Here is an 18,115-nt window from a genome sequence, read left to right as displayed (position 1 = left end):
TCGGCAACGTTGTTTTTACCTTCAGGTATTACCTACCGGGAAGGGTCCCCCACCCGGCAGCGCTGCCGGTGGCCCGAGGAGTTGAACGTGACCAGCACAGTGCAGGCACAGAAGTCAGGAGCCAGAACGGCTCGTCCCGAGCACCTCGGGCGCGTCACCTTCATCGCGGCGGCGGCCGCGATGGGCGGTTTCCTGTTCGGCTACGACAGCTCCGTGATCAACGGCGCCGTCGAGGCCATCCGGGACCGCTACGGCATCGGCTCCGCGGCCCTGGCCCAGGTCATCGCCATCGCCCTGATCGGCTGCGCCATCGGCGCCGCGACCGCCGGCCGCATCGCCGACCGGATCGGCCGTATCCGGGTCATGCAGATCGCCGCCGTGCTGTTCACCGTCAGCGCCGTCGGCTCGGCGCTGCCCTTCGCGCTGTGGGACTTCGCCCTCTGGCGCGTGGTCGGCGGCTTCGCCATCGGTATGGCCTCGGTCATCGGCCCCGCCTATATCGCCGAGGTCGCCCCGCCCGCGTACCGCGGCCGCCTCGGTTCCTTCCAGCAGGCCGCGATCGTCATCGGCATCGCCGTCTCGCAGCTGGTCAACTGGGGTCTGCTGAACGGCGCCGACGGCGACCAGCGCGGCAAGCTGATGGGCCTGGAGGCCTGGCAGGTCATGCTCGGTGTGATGGTGATCCCGGCCGTCCTCTACGGCCTGCTCTCCTTCGCCATCCCCGAGTCGCCCCGCTTCCTCATCTCCGTGGGCAGGCATGAGCGCGCCCGCGAGATCCTCGCCGAGGTCGAGGGCGAGCACGGCGACCTGGACGCCCGCGTGAACGAGATCGAGCACGCGATGAAGAGTGAGCACAAGTCCGCCTTCAAGGACCTGCTCGGCGGCGGCTTCTTCTTCAAGCCGGTCGTCTGGATCGGCATCGGCCTCTCGGTCTTCCAGCAGTTCGTCGGCATCAACGTCGCGTTCTACTACTCCTCGACCCTGTGGCAGTCGGTCGGCGTCGACCCGACGGACTCGTTCTTCTACTCCTTCACGACGTCGATCATCAACATCGTCGGCACCGTGATCGCCATGGTCTTCGTGGACCGGATCGGCCGTAGGCCGCTGGCCCTGATCGGCTCGATCGGCATGGTCGTCGGTCTCGCGCTGGAGGCCTGGGCCTTCTCGTACCACCTGGTCGACGGCAAGCTGCCGGCCGCGCAGGGCTGGACCGCCCTGATCGCCGCGCACGTCTTCGTCCTCTTCTTCGCCCTGTCCTGGGGTGTGGTCGTCTGGGTCATGCTCGGCGAGATGTTCCCGAACAAGATCCGCGCCGCCGCCCTGGGCGTGGCCGCCTCCGCGCAGTGGATCGCCAACTGGGCCATCACCGCCAGCTTCCCGTCCCTGTCCGACTGGAACCTCTCCGCGACCTATGTGATCTACACGGTCTTCGCGGCGCTGTCCGTCCCGTTCGTCCTGAAGTTCGTGAAGGAGACGAAGGGCAAGGCGCTGGAGGAGATGGGCTGAGCAGCCCCGCACACTCGGGGAGAAGGGCCAAGTCCCCGCTGCCCCTCTCCTCGTACCGTCCGCCGCCCCGCCCGGTCACCTTTCCGGGCGGGGCGGCGGTGTCATGTCTCACCAGATGAGGACGCCACCACCGATCTCCAGGGCTTTGCGGATGCTCTCCTCGATGATCCGCAGCCGGGTATCGATCTGGTGCCGGTGCTCCTCGACGGTCCGCGGCCGCTCGGTGCCGTGGGCGAGCTCGTCGAGACGGGAGCGCAGCAGGGCGACCTCGCGCCGGAACTCCGGCACGTCCCCGGCCTCGACGTAGAGGTCGTCGTCCGCCAGGGCCGGCAGGAAGCGGGCACCCAGCGAGCGTACGAACTCCGACCCCCACACCGTCGTACGCCAGGACTCGAACCCACCGGACTGGTACACGTCGTCCGGCACGTCGAGTATCCGCATCTCGCCGTCCGGCTCCCGGACGAACACTTCCACCAGCAGACTCATGGCCGCAGTGGACCACCGCCGGGCCCTGCCCGACCACCGGTTATCGCCCCGGCTCGGCCCCGAGCGCCGGAAGCACCCCCTCCGCGAACAGACGCAGACTCCGCCACCCCTCCTCCACCGGCATCCCGCCGGCCAGCGGATGCAGCACGGGGCTGTCGAGCCCCTGCGCCACGCACTCGTCGGGGGTGAGGATCCGGTACACGCCCTCCGCGCGCAGCTCGTCCACGCTCGTGGCCGCCGACTTCACCGCCGAGCGGATGTCGCCGGACTGCCAGGAGGCGTACGTCCGCGCCTCGTGCAGGAAGTGCTCGCCGTACTCGGCCCACGCCCGGTCGGGATCCTCGGCGAGGTGCAGCAGCGGCGTCTCGGCGGCGGGCATCATGGTCCAGCCCTCGGTGCCGTACTCGACGAGCCGCTCCTTGTAGTACGCCTCCAGCTCCGGCAGATGCGCGCTCGGGAAGAAGGGGAGCCCGAGTCGGGCCGCGCGCCGGGCGGCGGCCTTCGAGGAGCCGCCGACCAGGAGCAGGGGGTGCGGCTCGGTGAAGGGACGCGGGGTGACCCGTACCGTACGGCCCCGGTACTCGAACTCCTCCCCGGTCCACGCCTTGAGCACCGTCTCGAGGAGCTCGTCCTGGAGCCTGCCGCGCCGCTTCCAGTCCACGTCGAACTGTGCGTACTCCTCGGGCCGGTACCCGATCCCGGCGACGGTCACCAGCCGGCCGCCGCTCAGCAGATCCAGTACGGCGATGTCCTCGGCCAGCCGCAGCGGGTCGTGCAGCGGGCCGATCACCGCCGAGACGGTGACCGCGATGCGCCGGGTGGCGCCGAAGACCGCCCCCGCGAAGGCGAACGGCGACGGCAGCCAGTTGTTGTCGGCGCCGTGGTGCTCCTCCGTCTGGACCGTGGTGATCCCGTGCTCGTCGGCGTACGCGGCCATCTCCAGGGCGGCCCGGTAGCGGGCGGCGAGCGAGGCGGGGGTGGCGCCGGGTTCGACGAGGTTGAAACGTACGACGGAGACGGGCATGGGGGTCTCCCTTCACCGGACGGGTGTGCAGGGGGACGTTAGCTGACGGTGTGTCAGACATCCAGAGGGGTGTCGCAGGACTCCATGACTGATACTGGACCCGTTATGGAAACCGTCATCCTTGCTGTAGTCATCGCCGTGGTCGTGCTCGGCGCGCTCGGCGGGCTCGTCATCGGCAGCCGACGGAAGAAGTCGCTGCCCCCGCCGCCGCCCGCCGCGCCCGACATCACCGCCCCTCCGGCCGAGCCGCATGTCGGCGACGAGGCCGAGACACCCCGCGACGAACCGCGCCGGACGATAGAGGAGGTGGATCTTCCCGACGGCTCGGCGCCGGTCGCCGTCGAGGAGCCGCCCGTCCTCGAGATCCCCGAGCTCGAGGTCCCCGAGCCGACGGCCGGACGCCTGGTCCGTCTGCGCGCCCGCCTCTCCCGCTCCCAGAACGCGCTCGGCAAGGGGCTGCTCACGCTCCTGTCGCGCGAGCACCTCGACGACGAGACCTGGGAGGAGATCGAGGACACGCTGCTCACCGCCGACGTCGGCGTGGCCCCCACCCAGGAGCTGGTCGAGAGCCTGCGCGCGCGGGTGAAGGTGCTCGGCACCCGCACCCCCGCCGAGCTGCGCGGCCTGCTGCGCGAGGAACTCCTCAAGCTGGTCGGCACCGACTTCGACCGCACGGTCAGGACCGAGCCCGAGACCAGCAAGCCCGGCATCGTGATGGTCGTCGGTGTCAACGGCACCGGCAAGACCACCACCACCGGCAAGCTGGCCCGCGTCCTGGTCGCCGACGGCCGCAGCGTCGTCCTCGGCGCCGCCGACACCTTCCGTGCCGCCGCCGCCGACCAGCTCCAGACCTGGGGCGAGCGGGTCGGCGCCCACACCGTGCGCGGGCCGGAGGGCGGCGACCCCGCCTCCGTCGCCTTCGACGCGGTGAAGGAGGGCAAGGAGATGGGCTGCGACGTCGTCCTCATCGACACCGCCGGGCGCCTGCACACCAAGACCGGGCTCATGGACGAGCTCGGCAAGGTCAAGCGCGTCGTCGAGAAGCACGCCCCGCTGGACGAGATCCTCCTCGTCCTCGACGCGACGACCGGGCAGAACGGCCTGGTGCAGGCCCGGGTGTTCGCCGAGGTCGTCGACATCACCGGCATCGTGCTCACCAAGCTGGACGGTACGGCGAAGGGCGGCATCGTGGTCGCGGTCCAGCGCGAGCTGGGCGTGCCGGTCAAGCTGGTGGGTCTCGGCGAGGGCGCCGACGACCTGGCGCCGTTCGAGCCGGAGGCGTTCGTTGACGCCCTTATCGGAGAGTGACCCCCCACCTACCAGAGTCGGTATGTGGTCTGTGGCCGAAGAAGCGCCCGTTTCCCAAGGTGCAGTTGGGAGGCGGGCGCTTCGCTGTGTACGTCTGCGCGGATACGACTACGCCCGCGACCGATGCGCCACATAAGCCAGCGTCCCCAGCAGCAGCCGTGCCGCCGGCGGTTTCGTGGCCGAGTCCAGGGCGGGCGGCCGCAGCCAGCGCACCGGGCCCAGGCCGCCCCGGTCGGACGGCGGGGCCGTGATGTAGGTGCCGGGGCCCAGGCCCCGCAGGTCCAGGGAGGTCGGGTCGTCCCAGCCCATGCGGTACAGCAGCTCGGGGAGTTCGGCGGCGGCTCCGGGGGCGACGAAGAACTGGGCGCGGCCCTCGGGGGTCGCGGTGACCGGCCCGACGGGCAGGCCCATACGCTCCAGACGGACCAGGGCGCGGCGGCCGGCGGGCTCGGCCACCTCAATGACGTCGAACGCCCGGCCGACCGCGAGCATCACCGACGCCCCGGGGAACTCGCCCCAGGCCTTGGTCACTTCGTCGAGCGTGGCGCCCGCCTGGACCTGGGGCGCGAACTCCAGGGGGTGCGCCCCCGGTGCGCCGCAGTCCGCCCGGCCGCAGGAACAGGCGCCCGCCGCGGCCCGGGCTCCCGGAACCGCGTCCCAGCCCCAGAGCCCCGTGAACTCGGCGACGGCGGTGCACTCCGAGGAGCGGCCGCGCCGACGCGAGCCGGAGCGGATCTCCCGGATGCCGCCGATCGTGAAGCCCATGCCCCCTCCAACGGGTCCGACGCGTCGGTGGTTACGACGCGGATGCGGATCGTGACCCTGTGTTCCGGATGCATCGGCCCCGCGTTGTCCGGGCGGCGCTCGAAGTGCCCCGGGTGGTGAACTCGGCGGCGCACGCCCCTGAGTGCATCGCTCCGCCTACTCCGGGTTGGTCTATGTCAAGTGAATCGCGCCGAGGCGACACTGAGTTCATTCGAAGGGGTGGCGAATGGTGGCGTTTCCGGGATCGCCATGGCTGGACCAGTGATCGTAGGATTACTGTAAGTGCACGAGTCCTGGGGGCACATGCACTCGTGGGTATGCCGGAGGCAAGTAGGTATCCCGTTCGAAGGGTGAGAACCGGCGGACGGGCGGCTGTATTTACCGGCATTCTGATAGGGCTTGGCGCACTCGGCGACAAGTGGTCTCAGGGATGGGGGCGTTCCAGTGAGCGGCAACGGCGGAAGCGGGACGACCGCGACCAGCACGGACAAGCGCCCCAACGAGCTGCTCACGTCCTGGTTCGTGCGCAGCGGCTGGTCGAAGGGCGAACTCGCCCGCCAAGTCAACCGCAGGGCGCGCCAGTTGGGCGCCAATCACATCTCCACGGACACCTCCCGGGTGCGCCGCTGGCTGGACGGCGAGAACCCCCGCGAGCCGATCCCCAGGATCCTGTCCGAGCTGTTCTCCGAGCGCTTCGGCTGTGTGGTCTCCGTCGAGGACCTCGGCCTGCGAGCGGCCCGGCAGTCACCCTCCGTGTCCGGCGTCGACCTGCCCTGGACGGGCCCGCAGACGGTGGCCCTGCTCAGCGAGTTCTCGCGCAGCGACCTGATGCTGGCGCGGCGCGGCTTCCTCGGGACCTCGCTGGCCCTGTCCGCGGGCCCGTCCCTCATCGAGCCCATGCAGCGCTGGCTGGTGCCCACGCCCCAGGGGCCGCAGTCGGAGCCGGAGCCGCCGGCCGCGCCCCGCCGGCCCGGCCGGCTCTCCAAGCCCGAGCTGGACCTCCTGGAGTCCACGACGGTGATGTTCCGGCAGTGGGACGCCCAGTGCGGCGGAGGCCTGCGCCGCAAGGCGGTCGTCGGCCAGCTCCACGAGGTGACGGACCTCCTCCAGGAGCCCCAGCCCGAGGCCACCACCAGGAAGCTGTTCAAGGTCGCAGGGGAGCTGGCGGAGCTGGCCGGGTGGATGTCGTACGACGTCGGGCTCCAGCCGACCGCCCAGAAGTACTTCGTCCTCGCCCTGCACGCGGCCAAGGAAGCCGGCGACAAGCCGCTCGGCTCGTACATCCTCTCCAGCATGAGCCGCCAGATGATCCACCTCGGCCGGCCGGACGACGCGCTGGAACTGATCCACCTCGCGCAGTACGGCAGCCGGGACTGCGCGAGCCCCCGCACCCAGTCGATGCTGTATGCGATGGAGGCCCGCGCCTACGCCAACATGGGGCAGCCCGGCAAGTGCAAGCGGGCGGTCCGGATGGCCGAGGACACCTTCGCCGACGCGGACGAGTGGGACGAGCCGGACCCCGACTGGATCCGCTTCTTCTCCGAGGCCGAGCTGCACGGCGAGAACTCCCACTCCTACCGCGACCTCGCCTATGTCGCGGGCCGCAGCCCCACCTACGCGTCCCTCGCCGAGCCCGTGATGCAGCGGGCCGTCGAGCTGTTCTCCCGGGACGCCGAGCACCAGCGCTCGTATGCACTGAACCTGATCGGCATGGCCACGGTGCACCTGCTCCAGCGTGAGCCCGAGCGCAGCGCCGTGCTGGCCGAGCAGGCCATGCACATCGCCAAGAAGGTCCGCTCCGAGCGCGTGAACACTCGTATCCGAAAGACGGTCGACACGGCCGTACGCGATTTCGGGGACCTCGCCGAGGTCGTGGACCTCACCGAGAAGCTCGCCGTCGAGCTCCCCGAGACCGCCGAGGCGGTCTGAAATCCCCTGACCCCGGCCGCGGCCGGCCCTCCCGAACTGCCCGACTCGGCTCCCCCCATGCCAGGTCATCGGAAGGCCGCCCGTGGCCGGTTTTTTCCTTCTGTGAAGGTTGCGCCACGATAACGATGAACGCACCCGACATCCGGCAGTTCATCGAGGCGTAACACGCAGGGCGCCTTCGTCACGGCGGCGAAACAACGAGGGGCTTCCAACGAAACCGCGCTGCGCCAATCTCATGGCGCATAACCGGCCCACCCCTCATGACCGCTTCAGGCTTCGCCCGCACGGGGCCGTACCAACGACGAGGAGACGCCGATGGCACCAGCCATCACGCTTGCCGCGGAGGCACCCAAGCTGTCCTCCGCGAACACAGGCTTCATGCTCATTGCATCCGCTCTGGTACTGATCATGACGCCGGGCCTCGCCTTCTTCTACGGAGGCATGGTCCGCGTCAAGAGCACCCTCAACATGCTGATGATGAGCTTCATCAGCATCGGAATCGTCACCATTCTGTGGGTGCTCTACGGCTTCTCCCTCGCCTTCGGTACGAACAACAGCCTCATCGGCTGGGACTCCGACTGGTTCGGCCTCCGCAAGATCGGTCTCACGGAGCTGTGGCCCGGCTACACCATCCCGATCTTCGTCTTCATGGTCTTCCAGATGATGTTCGCCATCATCACTCCGGCCCTGATAAGCGGCGCCCTCGCGGACCGCGTCAAGTTCTCGGCCTGGGCGCTGTTCGTCGCCCTGTGGCTGACGGTCGTCTACGTCCCGGTCGCCCACTGGGTCTGGGGCTCTGACGGCTGGGCCTTCAAGCTGGGCGTGATCGACTTCGCCGGTGGTACCGCGGTCCACATCAACGCCGGTGCGGGCGCCCTCGGCGTCATCCTGGTCATCGGCAAGCGCGTCGGCTTCAAGAAGGACCCGATGCGCCCGCACAGCCTCCCGCTGGTGATGCTCGGTGCCGGTCTGCTGTGGTTCGGCTGGTTCGGCTTCAACGCCGGTTCGTGGCTCGGCAACGACGACGGCGTCGGCGCGCTGATGTTCGTCAACACGCAGGTCGCCACCGCCGCCGCCATGCTGGCCTGGCTCGCCTACGAGAAGATCCGCCACGGCGCGTTCACCACGCTGGGCGCCGCCTCCGGTGCGGTCGCCGGTCTGGTCGCGATCACCCCGTCCGGTGGTGCGGTCTCCCCGCTCGGCGCGATCGCCGTCGGCGCCATCGCCGGTGTCGCCTGCGCCGCGGCCGTGGGCCTGAAGTACAAGTTCGGCTACGACGACTCTCTCGACGTCGTCGGCGTCCACATGGTCGGCGGCATCATCGGCTCCCTGCTCATCGGCTTCTTCGCCACCGGCAAGGGCCAGTCGACCGCGACGGGCGTCTTCTACGGCGACCACTCCTTCACCCAGCTGTGGAAGCAGTTCGCCGGTGTCGGCGCGGTCCTCGCCTACTCCCTGATCGCCTCCGCGATCCTCGCCTTCCTCCTCGACAAGACCATCGGGATGCGGGTCACCGAGGACGAGGAGATCTCCGGTATCGACCAGGCGGAGCACGCCGAGACCGCATACGACTTCAGCGGCGCGGGTGGCGGCATCGCCGGATCCGCCGCCTCGGTCCTGGCCGCCACGGAGAGCAAGAAGGTTGACGCATGAAGCTCATCACCGCCGTCGTGAAGCCCCACCGGCTCGACGAGATCAAGGAGGCCCTGCAGGCCTTCGGAGTCCACGGCCTGACGGTCACCGAGGCGAGCGGCTACGGTCGTCAGCGGGGCCACACCGAGGTCTACCGCGGTGCCGAGTACACCGTCGACCTGGTCCCCAAGATCCGTATCGAGGTCCTGGCCGAGGACGACGATGCCGAGCAGCTGATCGACGTCATCGTCAAGGCGGCCCGAACCGGCAAGATCGGTGACGGCAAGGTCTGGTCCCTGCCGGTCGAGACGGCCGTACGGGTCCGGACCGGCGAGCGCGGCCCGGACGCGCTCTAAAGGAAGAAGAAGGACAGGAGCTGCTGGGTGTCGAGCACGGACGTGCACAAGGAAACGGAAGACTCGGGACCCAGCGGCTACGCGGCGGCCCGGCTGCACCTCCTCACCGAGGGGGCGCGGTCCGGGCCGCCGCGCCGTACCGCCCTGTCGGAGCTGACGGACGACTGGCTGACGGGGCTGTTCGCCGCGGGCGCCGAGGGACTGCGCGGGGTCTCCCTGGTCGCCGTGGGCGGCTACGGCCGCGGTGAGCTCTCGCCACGCAGCGACCTGGACCTGCTCCTCCTCCACGACGGCAGCGACCCCAAGGCGGTCGCCGCCCTGGCCGACCGCATCTGGTACCCCGTGTGGGACCTCGGCCTGGCCCTCGACCACTCGGTGCGCACCCCCGCCGAGGCCCGCAAGACGGCCGCGGAGGACCTGAAGGTCCAGCTCGGTCTGCTGGACGCCCGCCACATCGCCGGCGACCTGGGCATGACGGCCGGTCTGCGGACGGCCGTCCTCGCCGACTGGCGCAACCAGGCGCCGAAACGTCTCCCCGAACTCCAGGAACTCTGCGCCGAGCGCGCCGAACGCCAGGGCGAGCTGCAGTACCTGCTGGAGCCGGACCTGAAGGAGGCCCGCGGCGGTCTGCGTGACGCCACCACCCTGCGCGCCGTAGCCGCCTCCTGGCTGGCCGACGCCCCGCGCGAGGGCCTCGACGACGCCCGGCGCCGGCTGCTCGACGTACGCGACGCCCTGCACCTGACGACCGGGCGGGCGACCGACCGGCTCGCGCTCCAGGAGCAGGACCAGGTGGCCGTCGAGCTCGGACTGCTGGACGCCGACACCCTCCTGCGCCAGGTCTACGAAGCCGCACGCGTCATCTCGTACGCCAGTGACGTCACCTGGCGCGAAGTGGCGCGCGTGCTGCGGTCGCGTGCCGTACGGCCGCGGCTGCGCGCCATGCTCGGCGGCGGCAAGCCCGTGCCCGAGCGCTCTCCGCTGGCCGAGGGCGTGGTCGAGCAGGACGGCGAGGTGGTGCTCGCCCGGGCCGCGCGCCCCGAGCGCGACCCCGTGCTGCCGCTGCGCGCCGCGGCCGCCGCCGCGCAGGCCGGCCTCCCGCTCTCCCTGCACGCCGTACGGCGTATGGCGGCGACCGTGCGCCCCCTGCCCACGCCCTGGCCCGCCGAGGCCCGCGAACAGCTGGTCACCCTGCTCGGCTCCGGGCACCCCACCACCGACGTCTGGGAGGCGCTGGAGGCGGAAGGCCTGATCACGAGGCTGCTTCCGGACTGGGAGCGGGTGCGCTGCCGCCCGCAGCGCAACGCCGTCCACATCTGGACCGTCGACCGGCACCTGATCGAGACGGCCGTACGCGCCTCCGAGTTCACCCGCCGCGTCCACCGTCCCGACCTGCTCCTGGTCGCCGCGCTGCTGCACGACATCGGCAAGGGCTGGCCCGGCGACCACTCGGTGGCCGGCGAGATCATCGCCAAGGACGTGGCCGCCCGGATCGGCTTCGACCGCGACGACGTGGCCGTGCTCTCCACGCTCGTACGCCACCATCTGCTGCTGGTCGAGACGGCCACCCGCCGCGACCTGGAGGACCCGGCCACGGTCCGCTCGGTCGCCGAGGCGGTCGGCTCGCAGTCCACCCTGGAGCTGCTGCACGCGCTGACCGAGGCGGACGCCCTGGCCACCGGACCGGCCGCCTGGTCGTCCTGGCGCGGCTCGCTCGTCGCCGACCTGGTCAAGCGGGTCGCCGCCGTCCTCGCCGGGGACGTACCCGAAGAGCCCGAGGCCGCCGCGCCCACCGCCGAGCAGGAGCGGCTCGCCATCGAGGCGGTCGCCACCGGCAGCCCGGTGCTGTCCCTGCGCGCCCAGACCGAGCCGCCGGCGGAGGAACAGCCCTCCGGCGACCCGGAGCCGCTCGGCGTCGAACTGCTCATCGCCGTGCCGGACCAGGAGGCCGTGCTGCCCGCGGTGGCCGGTGTCCTCGCCATGCACCGGCTGACCGTGCGCACCGCCGAGCTGCGCACCCTGGACCTGCCGGACGGCGTCGAGGGCTCGGTCCTGCTGCTGAACTGGCGGGTCGCCGCCGAGTACGGCTCGCTGCCCCAGGCGGCCCGGCTGCGGGCGGATCTCGTACGGGCGCTGGACGGGTCCCTGGACATCGCCGGGCGCCTCGCCGAGCGCGACGCCGCGTATCCGCGCCGCCGGGGAGTCGTGGCGCCGCCGGCGAGGGTGACGGTCGCCTCGGCCGCCTCCCGGCTGGCCACCGTGATCGAGGTGCGGGCGCAGGACGCCCCCGGCCTGCTGTTCCGCATCGGGCGGGCCCTGGAGGACGCGAACGTACGGGTCCGCAGTGCGCATGTCTCCACGCTGGGCGCGAACGCCGTGGACGCCTTCTACGTGACCGGTCCGGAGGGCGCGCCCCTGCCGGGCGAGGAGGCGTCCGCCGTGGCCCGGAAGCTGGAGGAGACGCTGCGGGGGTGAGGCGGATGACGCAAAGGCGTCCCAGGCGCTGATCGGGGCCCGTCTGCCCGGGTGCGGGCCCGGGTGCCGGCGTCATTCCGTCCCTTGGGCGCAGGCGCCGTCCCTTGGGCGCAGGCGTCGAGACCGCCCGGTCCGGCCGACGCCGAGGGCCGCCCTCACCTGCGCAGGCTGCCCGTCCCGTCCGTCGTATGCACCGGGCGGGGACGATTGTCTTGCGCGGCCGGATACCCTGGAAGACGCTCATACTGCCACCGACCCCGAGGACCGACGCCGCCGTGTTCGATACTCTCTCCGATCGCCTCTCAGCGACTTTCAAGAACCTGCGCGGCAAGGGACGGCTCTCCGAGGCGGACATCGACGCCACCGCGCGCGAGATCCGTATCGCGCTGCTCGAGGCGGACGTGGCCCTGCCCGTCGTCCGCGCGTTCATCAAGAACGTCAAGGAGCGCGCCCTCGGCCCCGAGGTCTCCGGCACGCAGTACCCCGCCCAGCGGGTCCTGGACATCGTCAACGACGAGCTGGTCACCGTCCTGGGCGGCCAGACCCGCCGCCTGCGGTTCGCCAAGCAGCCGCCGACCGTGATCATGCTCGCGGGTCTGCAGGGTGCCGGTAAGACCACCCTCGCGGGCAAGCTGGCCAAGCACCTCAAGGAAGAGGGCCACTCGCCGCTCCTGGTCGCCGCCGACCTCCAGCGCCCGAACGCGGTCACCCAGCTGAGCGTCGTCGCCGAGCGGGCCGGCGTGGCCGTCTTCGCCCCCGAACCGGGCAACGGCGTGGGTGACCCGGTCCAGGTCGCCAAGGACTCGATCCAGCACGCGAAGACCAAGGTCCACGACATCGTCATCGTGGACACCGCCGGCCGCCTGGGCATCGACCAGGAGATGATGCAGCAGGCCGCCGACATCCGTGACGCGATCTCGCCGGACGAGATCCTCTTCGTCGTCGACGCGATGATCGGTCAGGACGCCGTCAACACGGCGGAGGCCTTCCGCGACGGCGTCGGCTTCGACGGCGTGGTCCTGTCCAAGCTGGACGGTGACGCCCGCGGTGGTGCGGCCCTGTCCATCGCCTCGGTCACCGGCAAGCCGATCATGTTCGCCTCGAACGGCGAGAAGCTGGACGACTTCGACGTCTTCCACCCGGACCGGATGGCCTCCCGCATCCTCGACCTGGGTGACCTGGCCACCCTGTTCGAGAAGGCGCAGAAGGAGTTCAGCGAGGAAGAGGCCGCCAAGATGGCCTCCAAGCTGGCCTCCAAGAAGGGCCAGGACTTCACCCTTGACGACTTCCTGGCCCAGATGGAGCAGGTCAGGAAGATGGGCAGCATCTCCAAGCTGCTCGGCATGATGCCCGGCATGGGCCAGATCAAGGAGCAGATCAACAACATCGACGAGCGGGACGTCGACCGCACGGCCGCCATCATCAAGTCGATGACGCCGGCCGAGCGCCAGGAGCCGACGATCATCAACGGCTCGCGCCGCGCCCGTATCGCCAAGGGTTCCGGCGTCGAGGTCAGCGCGGTCAAGAACCTGGTCGAGCGGTTCTTCGAGGCCCGCAAGATGATGTCCCGCATGGCCCAGGGCGGCGGCATGCCGGGTATGCCCGGGATGCCGGGCATGGGCGGCGGCGCCGGCCGCGCCAAGAAGCAGCCGAAGAAGGCCAAGGGCAAGCAGCGCTCCGGCAACCCGATGAAGCGCAAGCAGCAGGAGCAGGAGGAGGCCGCACGCCGGGCCGCCGCCGCTCAGGGCGGTGGCGCCTTCGGCGTGCCGGGTCAGCAGGCGCCGCAGGACTTCGAGCTCCCGGACGAGTTCAAGAAGTTCATGGGCTGAGTTCACCCGGTGCGCGTGCCAGGGGTGGGGTGTTGTCGTAACGTCCGCTTATGACCAACCCCGCCCCGCCGCGCAAGTCGCCCGACCAGCCCTGGCGTACCGAGGGCACTCCCGAGCAGCCGCCCAAGCCGCCGGACGGGCGGAGGATGCGCGGCGGCTGGTGGAGCCTGATCCTGACCGCGCTGGTCGTGTACCTGATCGCGAATCTGATCCTCTCGTTCTTCAACGAGGGCAACGAGCCGACGATTTCGTACACCGAGTTCAGCAAGCAGGTCGACGCGGGCAACGTCAGCAAGATCTACGCCAAGGGCAATGCGATCCAGGGCCAGCTCAAGAAGGAGCAGAAGAGCCCGCACGGCGGCGGCAAGTACACCAAGTTCAGCACCGAGCGGCCGACGTTCGCGAGCGACAAGATCTGGGACGACCTGACGAAGCACAACGTCACCGTCACGGCGGAACCGGTCGTCCAGCACCGCAGCTTTCTGGCCAATCTGCTGATCTCGCTGGCCCCGATGCTGCTGCTGATCGCCGTGTGGGTGTTCGTCGCGCGGCGGATGAGCGCGGGGCTGGGCGGCGCGGGCGGGATGCTCGGCCGCAAGACGCCGCCCAAGCCGGTCGAACTGCAGCCGGGCGCCCAGCGCACGACCTTCGAGGACGTGGCGGGCATCGACGAGGTCGAGGGCGAGCTCAACGACGTCGTCGACTTCCTGAAGAACCCGGACGCCTACCGCAGGATGGGCGCGAAGATGCCCCGGGGCGTGCTGCTCGCCGGCCCACCCGGCACCGGCAAGACCCTCCTCGCGCGTGCCGTCGCCGGTGAGGCCGGCGTGCCGTTCTTCTCGGCGTCCGCCTCCGAGTTCATCGAGATGATCGTCGGCGTCGGCGCCTCACGCGTGCGTGAACTGTTCGCGGAGGCCCGCAAGGTGGCGCCGTCGATCATCTTCATCGACGAGATCGACACCATCGGGCGGGCCCGCGGCGGCGGCTCCGGCATGGGCGGCCACGACGAACGCGAACAGACGCTGAACCAGATCCTCACCGAGATGGACGGCTTCTCCGGCTCCGAGGGCGTCATCGTCATCGCCGCCACCAACCGCGCCGACGTCCTGGACCCGGCCCTGACCCGCCCCGGCCGCTTCGACCGGGTGGTCATGGTCTCGCCCCCGGACCGCGGCGGCCGCGAGGCCATCCTGCGGATCCACACCCGCGAGATCCCGCTCTCGAACGACGTCGACCTCGGCCAGGTCGCCCGTACCACCCCGGGCATGACCGGCGCCGAACTGGCCAACCTCGCCAACGAGGCGGCCCTGCTCGCCGTCAAGCGCAAACAGGAGCGGGTGACCCAGACCGACCTCTCCGAGGCTCTGGAGAAGGTCCAACTGGGCGCCGAACGGCCGCTGGTGATGCCCGAGGAGGAGCGCCGCCGCACCGCCTATCACGAGAGCGGCCACGCCCTGCTCGGCATGCTCCAGCCCGGCGCCGACCCCGTCCGCAAGATCACCATCGTCCCGCGCGGCCGCGCCCTCGGCGTCACGCTCTCCACCCCGGAGTCCGACAAGTACGCGTACACCGAGGAGTACCTGCGCGGCCGGATCATCGGCGCGCTCGGCGGCATGGCGGCGGAACAGGTCGTCTACGGGGTCGTCACCACCGGCGCGGAGAACGACCTGGAGCAGGTCACCGGCATCGCGCGCGGCATGGTCGCCCGCTGGGGCATGAGCGAGCGCGTCGGCCGCCTCTCCGCCCTCCCCAACGACGCCCAGCAGGCCTACGGCCTCGCGGCGGCCCCGCAAACCCTCGATGTGATCGACGGCGAGATGCGCCGGATCGTCGACGAGTGCTACGAGGAGGCGTGCCGCAAGCTGACCGACCACCGCGGCCAACTGGACGCCCTCGCCCGGGCCCTGCTGGAGAGGGAGACACTGGAGGAGGCGGACGCGTACCGGATCGCGGGGATCACTCGGTTGGCGAAGGTCGACGGCGTCTGACCTGTACGGGGGCACCTCCTCTGGCGGAGCGCGTGCCGGGCCCCGCGAGGCCGAGCTGATCCGCCGGACAGCACGCCTAAGGCGTACGGGCGATCAGGTACCGGAACACGTTCGGCATCCACACCGTCCCGTCCCGGCGCCGATACGGGTGCAGGGCCTCCGCCAGCTCCTTGTCCACCTGCGCCTGGTCGGTCGCGGAGATCGCCGCGTCGAACAGGCCCGTCGACAGCAGGCCCCGTACGGCGCTGTCGATGCTCGCGTACCCGAACGGGCAGGCGACCCGCCCGGAGCCGTCGGGCTTCAGACCCGCCCGCTGGGCGACCTCCTCCAGGTCGTCGCGAAGGGCGGGGCGCCAACTGCCCGTGCTGCGCAGCGGATCCGCCAGCCTGGTGGCCACCCGCAGCACGGACGACGTGGTGCAACGTTCCGGCGGACCCCAGCCGGCGAGCACCACGGGCGCCCCGTGCCCGGCGAGCGGTGTCGCTGCCTGCAGCAGCCCGCCGAGCCCCTCCGAGTCGCCCGCCAGACACCCGATCGGCTCGAAAGCCGTCACCAGGGTGAACGCGGGCGTCTCCGCGTCGCCCGCGGCCACGACGTCTTCGGGCGAGCCGTCGACGACACGGGTACCTGCACGCGCGCGCGTGCCCCACGCGTCCGGGAGCAGCCGCTCCCGCGCGAGAGCCAGCCGTTCGGGGGAGGAGTGGTCGACACCGGTGACCGCGGCGCCTCTGGAGGCCGCCATCAAGAGGGCGAGCCCGCTGCCGCAGCCGAGGCCCAACAACCGTGTGCCGGGGCCCACTTCCAGTCGCTCGTAGACGGCCTCGTAGAGCGGGACCAGCATCCGCTCCTGGATCTCGGACCAGTCACGCGCGCGTGCACACAGGTCCACACGGGGCGCCTGGCCCGTAGGGGACGGGTGCTGCCGCACGAGCGTAGGTGTCATGTAAAGCGCCCCAATCCGCCGAGAGTTGCCCCTGTACCCGATTCCTTGGCCCCCGTGACGTGCGCTCGCACTCCCCCCGTATGCCAGATAACTCCGCACTCGACCGCTCGTCCAGGGGTAGCGGGGTCCTGCTTGTGGGTTGCATATGCGGGCGAAAAGAATTCACATCCCGGCAACGTGGGCCCCTACCATCGCGCCCATGGCAAAGGCTCCCGTTCTCACCCCGCGCGCGGACGACTTCCCGCGCTGGTACCAGGATCTGATCACCAAGGCCGAGCTGGCCGACAACGGGCCGGTGCGCGGCACCATGGTGATCCGACCGTACGGGTACGGGCTGTGGGAGCGGATGCAGGCCGAGATGGACGCCCGGATCAAGGAGACGGGCACCCAGAACGCGTACTTCCCGCTGCTGATCCCGCAGTCGTACTTCGCCAGGGAGGCCGACCACGTCGAGGGCTTCGCCCCCGAACTGGCCGTGGTCACCCACGGCGGCGGCAAGGAACTGGAGGAGCCCGCGGTCGTCCGCCCCACCTCCGAGATGATCATCAACGACTACTTCTCGAAGTGGGTGCAGAGCTACCGCGACCTGCCCCTGCGGATCAACCAGTGGGCCAACGTGGTCCGTTGGGAGCTTCGGCCCCGTCTCTTCCTCCGCACGACCGAGTTCCTGTGGCAGGAGGGCCACACCGCGCACGCCACCTACGAGGAGGCGCGCGACTTCGCCGCGCACATCCAGGAGCACGTCTACGGGGACTTCCTGCGGAACGTGCTCGCGATGGACTTCGTCTCCGGCCGCAAGACGGTCAAGGAGCGTTTCGCCGGCGCCGTCAACACCCTCACGCTCGAAAGCATGATGGGCGACGGCAAGGCCCTCCAGATGGTCACCAGCCACGAGCTGGGCCAGAACTTCGCCAGGGCCTTCAACACCCGGTACCTGTCCAGGGAAGGCAGGCAGGAACTCGTCTGGCAGACCTCCTGGGGCTCGACCACCCGCATGATCGGCGCCCTGGTGATGACTCACGGAGATGACAACGGCCTCAGGGTCCCGCCGCGGCTGGCGCAGATCCAGGTGGTCGTCCTCGCGATCAAGGGCGAGGAGGCGGTTTTGGCCAAGGTCCGTGAGATCGGTGACCGGTTGCGGGCGGCGGGTCTTCGCGTCCACGTCGACGACCGCACCGACACCCCCTTCGGGCGCCGCGCCGTCGACTGGGAGCTGAAGGGCGTGCCCGTACGCATCGAGGTCGGCCCCCGTGACCTGGAGAACGGCACGGCGATGGTGGCCCGCCGCATCCCCGGCGGCAAGGAGCCGATGCCGGTCGACTCCCTCGCGCGGCTCCTCCCGGCGATCCTGGAGGAGGACCAGGCGCTCCTGCTCGCCCGGTCCCGCGAGCGCCGTGAGTCCCGTACGGCCGACGTGTCGACGATCGAGGAAGCCGTCGAGGCGGTCGCCGCCGGCGGCTGGGCGCGCATTCCCTGGGCGGATCTCGGCGAAGAAGGCGAGGCCGGACTGGCCGAGCACGCGGTGACCGTACGGTGTCTGGTCGCTGCGGACGGGTCGGTTCCGGACGCCGACGACGCGCCCGGTAACGTCGCGGTCGTCGCGCGCGCTTACTGATACAGGGCCGTTCCGCCGCCAGAGCGACCGAAACGCCCCTTGCGCACCTGCGGATCACACCCGCACCGGCGCGTGGACACCGTCTACGCGCCGGTGCGTAGAGCGGACTACGTACCGGCTTGGGACGAGCTGTGAGGTTTCTCCGCAGATCAGCGCACCCGCCCTCGTCGGCACGCATCAGCGGCAACTGACGGGTACGTGCAAATTATTTGGGATGGCCCGGAATAGGAACACATTCGAGGCCCCGCTCGTTGTCATT

At 70.6% G+C, this 18,115-nt stretch carries 13 protein-coding genes; 9 read left to right on the top strand and 4 right to left on the bottom strand.

Annotation, left to right across the window (positions count from 1 at the left end; translation table 11 throughout):
• Positions 1-87 precede the first annotated feature (87 nt).
• Complete coding sequence (locus ABT254_RS27435) at positions 88-1,506, top strand: sugar porter family MFS transporter (RefSeq protein ID WP_351475344.1); 1,419 nt, start codon at positions 88-90, stop codon at positions 1,504-1,506.
• 108 nt (positions 1,507-1,614) lie between these two features.
• Here the strand turns inward: ABT254_RS27435 and ABT254_RS27430 are convergent, their stop codons facing one another.
• The gene (locus tag ABT254_RS27430) at positions 1,615-1,992 is read right to left on the bottom strand and encodes a hypothetical protein (protein ID WP_351475341.1); all 378 of its coding nucleotides are present in this window, start codon (positions 1,990-1,992) and stop codon (positions 1,615-1,617) included.
• 40 nt (positions 1,993-2,032) lie between these two features.
• A complete protein-coding gene (locus ABT254_RS27425) occupies positions 2,033-3,016 on the bottom strand; it encodes an LLM class flavin-dependent oxidoreductase (RefSeq protein ID WP_351475338.1) in 984 nt (327 codons plus the stop codon).
• A gap of 105 nt (positions 3,017-3,121) precedes the next feature.
• On the opposite strand from ABT254_RS27425, the gene ftsY reads away from it, so the two are divergent.
• Entirely contained in the window at positions 3,122-4,324 is a 1,203-nt protein-coding gene (gene ftsY, locus ABT254_RS27420) for a signal recognition particle-docking protein FtsY (RefSeq protein WP_351475336.1), read from the top strand.
• 108 nt (positions 4,325-4,432) lie between these two features.
• Here the strand turns inward: ftsY and ABT254_RS27415 are convergent, their stop codons facing one another.
• The gene (locus ABT254_RS27415; RefSeq protein WP_351475333.1) at positions 4,433-5,089 is read right to left on the bottom strand and encodes a bifunctional DNA primase/polymerase; all 657 of its coding nucleotides are present in this window, start codon (positions 5,087-5,089) and stop codon (positions 4,433-4,435) included.
• A gap of 444 nt (positions 5,090-5,533) precedes the next feature.
• Between ABT254_RS27415 and nsdA the strand changes: the two genes are divergently transcribed.
• From nsdA to ftsH, 6 genes are all read left to right on the top strand, one after another.
• Entirely contained in the window at positions 5,534-7,018 is a 1,485-nt protein-coding gene (gene nsdA, locus ABT254_RS27410; RefSeq protein ID WP_351475330.1) for a transcriptional repressor NsdA, read from the top strand.
• Positions 7,019-7,333: 315 nt separating this feature from the next.
• Positions 7,334-8,671, top strand: coding sequence for an ammonium transporter (locus ABT254_RS27405; RefSeq protein ID WP_351475327.1), 1,338 nt, complete (start codon positions 7,334-7,336; stop codon positions 8,669-8,671).
• Positions 8,668-9,006, top strand: a complete 339-nt coding sequence (locus tag ABT254_RS27400; RefSeq protein ID WP_003997576.1) for a P-II family nitrogen regulator — start codon at positions 8,668-8,670, stop codon at positions 9,004-9,006. Before ABT254_RS27405 ends, ABT254_RS27400 begins: the two co-directional genes overlap by 4 nt.
• A 27-nt stretch (positions 9,007-9,033) precedes the next feature.
• Positions 9,034-11,481: a [protein-PII] uridylyltransferase gene (locus ABT254_RS27395; protein WP_351475324.1), complete on the top strand. Its 2,448-nt coding sequence runs from the start codon at positions 9,034-9,036 to the stop codon at positions 11,479-11,481.
• Positions 11,482-11,756: 275 nt separating this feature from the next.
• Complete coding sequence (gene ffh, locus ABT254_RS27390) at positions 11,757-13,310, top strand: signal recognition particle protein (RefSeq protein ID WP_351475322.1); 1,554 nt, start codon at positions 11,757-11,759, stop codon at positions 13,308-13,310.
• Positions 13,311-13,360: 50 nt separating this feature from the next.
• Positions 13,361-15,298, top strand: a complete 1,938-nt coding sequence (ftsH, locus tag ABT254_RS27385; protein WP_351475319.1) for an ATP-dependent zinc metalloprotease FtsH — start codon at positions 13,361-13,363, stop codon at positions 15,296-15,298.
• A 76-nt stretch (positions 15,299-15,374) separates the two neighbouring features.
• Here the strand turns inward: ftsH and ABT254_RS27380 are convergent, their stop codons facing one another.
• Positions 15,375-16,241 (bottom strand): MDR/zinc-dependent alcohol dehydrogenase-like family protein, encoded by an 867-nt coding sequence (locus tag ABT254_RS27380; protein WP_351475317.1) that lies wholly within the window; start codon positions 16,239-16,241, stop codon positions 15,375-15,377.
• A gap of 199 nt (positions 16,242-16,440) precedes the next feature.
• Between ABT254_RS27380 and proS the strand changes: the two genes are divergently transcribed.
• Positions 16,441-17,856 (top strand): proline--tRNA ligase, encoded by a 1,416-nt coding sequence (gene proS / locus ABT254_RS27375; protein ID WP_351475315.1) that lies wholly within the window; start codon positions 16,441-16,443, stop codon positions 17,854-17,856.
• Positions 17,857-18,115: the final 259 nt, after the last annotated feature.

The organism is Streptomyces sp. NPDC001137 (assembly GCF_040298885.1).
In the GTDB taxonomy this organism is placed as follows: Bacteria; Actinomycetota; Actinomycetes; order Streptomycetales; family Streptomycetaceae; genus Streptomyces.
The sequence above is the reverse complement of the archived record's forward strand: the minus strand, read 5'-3'. Positions and strand labels throughout refer to the sequence as shown.

What these genes read in the sequence shown, in the direction of transcription:
- ABT254_RS27430 (WP_351475341.1), bottom strand. Translation starts at nt 1,992, where the DNA reads ATGAGTCTGCTGGTGGAAGTGTTCGTCCGGGAGCCGGACGGCGAGATG.
- ABT254_RS27425 (WP_351475338.1), bottom strand. Translation starts at nt 3,016, where the DNA reads ATGCCCGTCTCCGTCGTACGTTTCAACCTCGTCGAACCCGGCGCCACC.
- ftsY (WP_351475336.1), top strand. Translation starts at nt 3,122, where the DNA reads ATGGAAACCGTCATCCTTGCTGTAGTCATCGCCGTGGTCGTGCTCGGC.
- ABT254_RS27415 (WP_351475333.1), bottom strand. Translation starts at nt 5,089, where the DNA reads ATGGGCTTCACGATCGGCGGCATCCGGGAGATCCGCTCCGGCTCGCGT.
- ABT254_RS27405 (WP_351475327.1), top strand. Translation starts at nt 7,334, where the DNA reads ATGGCACCAGCCATCACGCTTGCCGCGGAGGCACCCAAGCTGTCCTCC.
- ABT254_RS27400 (WP_003997576.1), top strand. Translation starts at nt 8,668, where the DNA reads ATGAAGCTCATCACCGCCGTCGTGAAGCCCCACCGGCTCGACGAGATC.
- ftsH (WP_351475319.1), top strand. Translation starts at nt 13,361, where the DNA reads ATGACCAACCCCGCCCCGCCGCGCAAGTCGCCCGACCAGCCCTGGCGT.
- ABT254_RS27380 (WP_351475317.1), bottom strand. Translation starts at nt 16,241, where the DNA reads ATGACACCTACGCTCGTGCGGCAGCACCCGTCCCCTACGGGCCAGGCG.
- proS (WP_351475315.1), top strand. Translation starts at nt 16,441, where the DNA reads ATGGCAAAGGCTCCCGTTCTCACCCCGCGCGCGGACGACTTCCCGCGC.